Annotated in this window: 7 protein-coding genes; all 7 read left to right on the top strand. The window is 36.8% G+C overall.

Features of this window, described 5'->3' with window-relative positions; all coding sequences use genetic code 11:
* Positions 1-451 precede the first annotated feature (451 nt).
* On the top strand, positions 452-1,807 hold the full coding sequence (locus Q0L29_RS12520; RefSeq protein ID WP_296622136.1) for a serine hydrolase: 1,356 nt from the start codon (positions 452-454) through the stop codon (positions 1,805-1,807).
* 155 nt (positions 1,808-1,962) lie between these two features.
* Positions 1,963-2,382: a hypothetical protein gene (locus Q0L29_RS12515; protein WP_296622134.1), complete on the top strand. Its 420-nt coding sequence runs from the start codon at positions 1,963-1,965 to the stop codon at positions 2,380-2,382.
* A gap of 206 nt (positions 2,383-2,588) precedes the next feature.
* On the top strand, positions 2,589-3,290 hold the full coding sequence (locus Q0L29_RS12510) for a hypothetical protein (RefSeq protein ID WP_296622132.1): 702 nt from the start codon (positions 2,589-2,591) through the stop codon (positions 3,288-3,290).
* Between the two features lie 381 nt (positions 3,291-3,671).
* Positions 3,672-3,887, top strand: coding sequence for a hypothetical protein (locus Q0L29_RS12505; protein WP_296622130.1), 216 nt, complete (start codon positions 3,672-3,674; stop codon positions 3,885-3,887).
* Between the two features lie 70 nt (positions 3,888-3,957).
* The gene (gene acs, locus Q0L29_RS12500) at positions 3,958-5,865 is read left to right on the top strand and encodes an acetate--CoA ligase (RefSeq protein WP_296622128.1); all 1,908 of its coding nucleotides are present in this window, start codon (positions 3,958-3,960) and stop codon (positions 5,863-5,865) included.
* 73 nt (positions 5,866-5,938) lie between these two features.
* Positions 5,939-6,202, top strand: coding sequence for a hypothetical protein (locus Q0L29_RS12495; RefSeq protein ID WP_296622126.1), 264 nt, complete (start codon positions 5,939-5,941; stop codon positions 6,200-6,202).
* 101 nt (positions 6,203-6,303) lie between these two features.
* The gene (locus tag Q0L29_RS12490) at positions 6,304-6,540 is read left to right on the top strand and encodes a hypothetical protein (protein WP_296622124.1); all 237 of its coding nucleotides are present in this window, start codon (positions 6,304-6,306) and stop codon (positions 6,538-6,540) included.
* Positions 6,541-6,670 lie beyond the last annotated feature (130 nt).

Here is a 6,670-nt window from a genome sequence, read left to right as displayed (position 1 = left end):
TTTGAATAAGCTATAGATGCTAAAACCCTTCCCTGAGTTTCAGGGATCAAAAATACTAACTCAGGGAGCTTAAAAAATACTCAGGAAACGATTTTGCCAAATCAGGAAACAGTAAAATCACTCAGGAAACAATAATATTTTACAGGGAATTAATATAAAACGCAGGAGAGAATATTATTTGGTTTTAGGGGTGCCGTCCTATAATAAGTTGACAGGTTTTTAGGATGTTTTAAAATTAATCCACTACTTTTATCCAATAAGGTTACCGTTAACCAAACTTTGTCCTTTTTAGAATTTGCTTTACATAATAAGTATAATAAAGCCTGTGGTTAAAGGGGACATTATAAAAGATATAGTAGCAATAGAATTGTCAGTATTTTTAATGTTTTAAGTTGGTGACAAGTTTTGTGGTACTATCGAATTGTTACAGCAAATTAAAAAAAAACGACCTATGCAAATTTTTTCTTTCTCCTTAATTTTACTTTTTAGCTTTATTTCGCTGCTGCAAGCTCAGAATCCTCAGGAAAAGAGAGCGGATGAACTTTTAAACCGCTACTGGGAACTAAACAGATTTAACGGAACAGCCTTGGTAGTTAAAGATCAGAAAGTTGTCTTTAACAAAGGTTATGGCTTAGCCGATTATGAGCACAACATCCCCATCAATAATAAGACAGTATTCTGCATAACAAGTATTACAGAACAATTTACGGCATACATCGCATTAAAAGTGTTTGAGAAAAAAGGGCTTAGTTTAACTACCCCAATTATAACGTTTTTAGAAAATGTTAAATTTAGCCATGCAGATTCATTAACTCTCCACCACTTATTATCCCATACTTCAGGATTTCCTGATTATCCTTTGATATACGAGCTGCCAAAGAATCAGCTTTTTGCCAAAGAAGATATAATTGGTCATTTAGAAAATATAGCATGGAGTAGTAATCATGTATCAGAATACCACCAAAGTAAATTAAACTATAATTTAGTGGGTTTGATATTGGAAAGAGTGACAAATAAGTCATTCGGAGAGCTTCTAGAGGAATATATTTGCTCACCAGTTGGCATGAAGAATACAACTCTGGATGATTTAACTCCTATGGTAAAGAACAGAGCCATGGGCTATAGTGTCAATTTTGCAGACGGATGGTTTAATGCTCCCTATCTTGACCCTTCTAACACCTTTGCTTCTCAGGGAATTCTTTCCACGACAGAAGACCTTTTATTGTGGAATAACTTCATTAGGAAAAATTATTCACAAGATAAGGTGCTTCAAGATATGCTAACCACAAATGAAAGTGGATTTGGATATGGGCTTTGGGTAAAAAGGAGTGAGGAAGGCAAAGTTAAAGAAATCAGGAGCTTAGGAGGATACAGTAGTGGTTTTAACAGTTTTTCAATTTTAAATATAAACAGTGACTTAACAGTCATTGTCCTCGGCAATAATAGAAATCCTTCCTCGGAAGATATTGCTGATGGTCTCCATTCTATTTTTACTAACAAGGATTATACCCTCCCTTTACCTCGAAAGATTGTGAAGATTGACTCTCTTATACTGCAAAAGCTGGCTGGGGATTATAAAATGAATGAGCATGTAACCATCAAAGTCATGGTGGAAGGCGATAAAGTTTTTGTTAATGATGGTATGCATCCAAAGCACGAGATCTTTCCTCAATCTGAAAATCAGTTTTTTTTGAAAGGGGTAGACGGTGAAATGATATTTATAAAGAATGAAAAGGGTATAATTACCAAGATTGGATTGAGAGATGATGGATTTACAAATGCATTTGCTGAAAAAGTACAAAAATAAACATGCTGTAACACCGCATATAGCCTATGGCGGGAGAATTGATACAAAGAAAGTTTTGTACATTTAATTAACTTTTGTGCGGGCAGACAGTAAAGCACTTCGAAAACCGTTACGAAGCCATATGCTTAACTTTGTCATAAAAACCAACAACCCTAATGAAAAAGAACCACAAACTCCTCCTACTAATCCCAGCCCTTTGGGCAAGCATATTTGATATTTTTATCACAACTTTCTTTCAAAATCCTGACTATTGGAAGGGTGATTTAAGCAAAAGAAGAGAAGGTAATCCGATTGGAGATTGGTTTATGTCGCAGCATGTTTCAGGGCTCTTTATTATTTCAGCGATCTGGGTGATCTTGATAGGAGTGTTGGGCTATTATTTGCCTGCTAAGTTGAGGAAGATATTTTTATTGTTTTGCCTAATGGCTCACAGTTACGGAGCTTCTACATGGCTAGACGTATTTTTTGGCTTTTGGAGTGTTATCGTTTTCATATTCCTTAACACGGTTTTATATAGTTTGATTGAAGATTATGTTAACAAGAAAGAAGCTAGGAGGGGGCTTTTAGCAGATTGAGAATTACTTTTATCAATCAGGATCGACTCAGATGGTGGTTTTTTTTACTTCTCCTTGTCATTATTTATCCGTTTCTTCATTCTTCATATTTATTCTTCTAAAGTATGAATGATGTAACTCTTTTCAATCATTATGTAAAGTTTTTTATATATGCGATGGTGATCTTTGTTATGAAATAATTCAATTTTAAACTAAAAACCAGTAATATGAAAACCAAAATAATTTATGCAATAGCCATTGCCGTTATTGCAGTAACCGCCACCTCCTTTTATTCTTCCAGCGAACAGCTACAAGCAATTCAAATCGAAAAATACACGGCAACTTCTGATGATATGGAAGGCTGGTCTGATGCCTCTAAAATGGCAGTGATGAGTATGAAGAAAAAGTATGGAGAGCCAGTAGAAAAAAACTCAGAAATGATGATGTGGAAAAAAACAGGACAATGGAAACAGACTGTTGTTTATGCTCAGGAATTCGATCATGATTTCCCTTTGCCGCACACTGATGTTATGCAACAATGGATTGACCATGAAGTTCCACCTAAAAAATTTACCGAGCTTGCCAATTTTGACGGAAGTGTGGTAGCTAATCGTACAAACGGAGTGATTTCTGCCCGATGTGATTTAGAAGGAGCAAATTTCCTTGCCATCAATCTTGCTCATGATATTATTGAAGGCAATAAAAGTGTAGAAAATGCTAGAGAGTTTTATGCCACCGCTATGAAAGAAATGATAAACGGGGGTAAACCTGATTACATACAAAAACTACAGTTTGATGTGTCTAGCGGCAATACAGCCTTTACCGATGAACCAAGTCCTATGATTACAGAAGAGGACATGATGAAGGCAAAAGAGATGAAGGATATGATGAAAAAAGACATGATAAATAAAAATTATGGGAAGAAATGATGATAAGTCAGAATCTAAAACAAAACATTTATCATAAAATTAAAATTTGAGTAAAAGAGTAGGTATAATTAATCACAAGGAAACTTGAAAAGGGTTCTGGCTTACAAAAAGCTAGAGCCCTTTTTGTGTGTCAGGCATGGTCATCATGCTATAGGGTGCAAGTCCCGAACGAGAGTTACAGTACTTATCGTTAGCCAAGAGCAAGGGTGTCGTGGGCGACTGCGAATCTGAAAGAAGCTGGCGGCAAACATTCGAGTCTACGAACAGGAACTTCATATTAGGCGGGTATGTGTGGGTGATGTTGCAAAAGAAACAGAAGCCCTATACTGTACGGAACATATAAACGTAAATGAAGAGGCTACATGAATAGAAAGCATTGAAATGGTAAGAAAAGAAATTGGGGCAGTAGCTTCCTTTAAGGAGGTATTAGTAGTCCAAAGATTACCTAAAACAAGAAGCGGGAAAATTTTGCGCAAGCTGCTTCGGAACATAGCAGATGAAAAACAATACAATGTGCCTTCAACTATTGATGATGTGCAGATTATTGACGAAATTAAAATCGTTTATGAAAATAAGCGCATTGGGATTTTCAAATAAGAAAAGATAAAGCTTTACTTTATATTTTTAAATTAATATTGAATTATTCAAAAATTAAAAGATATCAATTATGAGTAACTACCACATCAAACACTTAGAGGAATACTATCAGGTATATAGAAAATCAGTCCGAAACCCCAGCGCTTTTTGGGAAGAGATTGCAGAGGAGCACTTCATGTGGCGAAGAAAATGGGACAATGTCTTAAGCTGGGATTTTTCTAAGCCAGAAGTAAAGTGGTTTGAAGGAGCAAAACTAAATATCACAGAAAATTGCATTGACCGTCATTTATTTACGAGAGGTGATAAAACGGCTATCATTTTTGAACCGAATAGTCCGGATGAAGAGGCGCTGCATATTAGCTACAAAGAGCTGCACGAAAGAGTTTGTAAATTTGCCAACGTTCTAAAAAATAATGGTATTAAAAAAGGTGATCGGGTTTGTATTTACTTACCGATGATACCCGAACTAGCCGTGTCCGTTTTGGCATGTGCTAGAATCGGGGCTATCCATTCTGTGGTCTTTGCTGGCTTTTCTGCTAATGCTTTAGCAACTCGAATCAATGATTGCGATTGTAAAATGGTCATCACCAGTGATGGCTCTTACAGAGGTGCAAAAACCCTTGATTTAAAAAGTATAGTAGATGATGCGGTAGAAAATTGCCCAGGGGTAGATACCGTATTGGTAGCCAAAAGAATTAATTCTGAAATTAATATGGTCCAAGACCGCGACCAGTGGTTACAACCTTTATTAGATGAAGCTTCTACTGATTGCCAACCGGAGATTATGGATGCTGAGGATCCTTTATTTATCCTTTATACTTCAGGTTCTACGGGTACTCCAAAAGGCATGGTGCATTCCACTGCCGGCTATATGGTGTATACGGCTTATACCTTTAAAAATGTCTTTCAATACCGCGAACCAGATGTTTACTGGTGTACAGCTGACATCGGTTGGATTACGGGTCACAGTTATATTGTATATGGACCATTGTGTAATGGTGCCACTACCGTGATGTTTGAGGGGGTGCCTAACTACCCTACTTTCAGTCGTTTCTGGGAAATTGTGGAAAAACATAAGGTTAATCAGTTTTATACTGCACCGACAGCCATTAGAGCTTTGGCGAAAGAAGGTGTTTCCCATTTAGAAAAGCATGATTTATCCTCTTTAAAGGTTTTAGGCACAGTTGGCGAGCCTATAAATGAGGAGGCATGGCACTGGTATGATGATAATGTAGGGAAAAAGAAATCTCCAATTGTAGATACTTGGTGGCAAACTGAAACCGGTGGTATTATGATTACACCTATAGCATTTTGTACGCCTACCAAACCAACTTATGCTACGCTTCCTTTTATTGGGGTTCAACCTACTTTAATGGATGCCGATGGTAATGAGTTAACAGGAAGTCAGGTTAATGGTAATTTATGTATTAAGTTTCCATGGCCTAGTATGGCAAGAACCATTTGGGGCAATCATCAACGATACAAAGACACTTATTTTTCAGCTTATGAAAATCAATATTTCACAGGTGATGGCGCACTAAGAGATGAGGTTGGTTATTATAGAATTACTGGTCGTGTGGATGATGTAATCATTGTATCGGGTCATAATTTAGGAACTGCTCCGATTGAAGATACCATCAATGAGCACCCAGCAGTGGCAGAAAGTGCAATTGTAGGATTCCCTCATGAGATTAAAGGCAATGCCCTGTATGGATACATTACTTTGAAAGATTCAGGTGAAGGTAGAATCCATGATAACCTGAGAAAGGAGATTAATCAGTTGATAACGGATCAAATTGGACCGATTGCAAAGCTTGAAAAAATTCAATTTACTCAGGGCTTGCCTAAGACTAGATCTGGTAAGATCATGAGAAGGATACTTCGAAAAATTGCGGAAGGCGATACCAGTAACTTAGGCGATACTTCGACTTTATTGAATCCTGAGGTGGTCGAATCCATTATTGAAGGAAAGAAATAATTTAAATAGGTTAAAATACTGTGCTAATACTTATGCAGTATTTTAACCTACTTTTGATCCCTAGTTTAAGCAGATGGCTAATATCACATCTTCTAAAATTGCTGATTTCATCATCAAGTTTCCTCCTTTCGATAAGTTGGAAACCGATGAAGTAATACGCTTGAGTGAAGAGGCTGAAGTGCTGTATTTTAAAAAAGAAGAAACAGTTTTTAAACAAAAGGAAAAAGCCAGGCTGTTTATTTATTTTTTGAAGGAGGGTCAGGTGCTACTGCGAGAAACTAGTGATGAAGAAATAAAGCTAGTTGACATATGCGATGAAGGAGAGCTCTTAGCGTAAGAGCCAAGTTAACAGGAAATCCATATGTTTTTGAGGCATACTGTCAGGAAGAGTCGCTGATTTATGCTTTCCCACTGGCTGTCTTCAAGCCAATCGTAGAATTGAATAATAATGTAAGTTTATTTTTTGCAGCAGGGCTAGCTTCCGGTCAAAAATCTATAGGTCCAAATACTATATATCGCCAAAATCAAAGCGATAAGATTTCTGATTTTCTAAGCTGGCAAAGACCATTGGAAGAGTTGAACGAGCCACTTTTAAAGGTAGATTCCAAGACTTCCATAAAATCAGCCGCACTAAAAATGACAGGAGAAGCTTCTGATGGTTTAATAGTAACCTGAGTTCGATTCTAATTTAGGATTCAGAACGCCTGTAAATAGTGAGTTTCAACTAAAAATTCTGAAGCAATAGCGGGCTATTGTAAGGAATTTTTAGGAAGAAAATCGCTGTTTAGAGGTGGGATAGGAAAAG

The organism is Marivirga sp. (genome assembly GCF_024636815.1).
GTDB lineage: Bacteria > Bacteroidota > Bacteroidia > Cytophagales > Cyclobacteriaceae > Marivirga.
This window is presented reverse-complemented; position numbering and strand designations above follow the sequence as displayed.

Excerpts from the sequence above, each read along its gene's own strand:
- Q0L29_RS12510 (WP_296622132.1), top strand. The coding sequence starts at position 2,589 with ATGAAAACCAAAATAATTTATGCAATAGCCATTGCCGTTATTGCAGTA.
- Q0L29_RS12515 (WP_296622134.1), top strand. The coding sequence starts at position 1,963 with ATGAAAAAGAACCACAAACTCCTCCTACTAATCCCAGCCCTTTGGGCA.
- Q0L29_RS12520 (WP_296622136.1), top strand. The coding sequence starts at position 452 with ATGCAAATTTTTTCTTTCTCCTTAATTTTACTTTTTAGCTTTATTTCG.
- Q0L29_RS12505 (WP_296622130.1), top strand. The coding sequence starts at position 3,672 with ATGGTAAGAAAAGAAATTGGGGCAGTAGCTTCCTTTAAGGAGGTATTA.
- Q0L29_RS12495 (WP_296622126.1), top strand. The coding sequence starts at position 5,939 with ATGGCTAATATCACATCTTCTAAAATTGCTGATTTCATCATCAAGTTT.
- acs (WP_296622128.1), top strand. The coding sequence starts at position 3,958 with ATGAGTAACTACCACATCAAACACTTAGAGGAATACTATCAGGTATAT.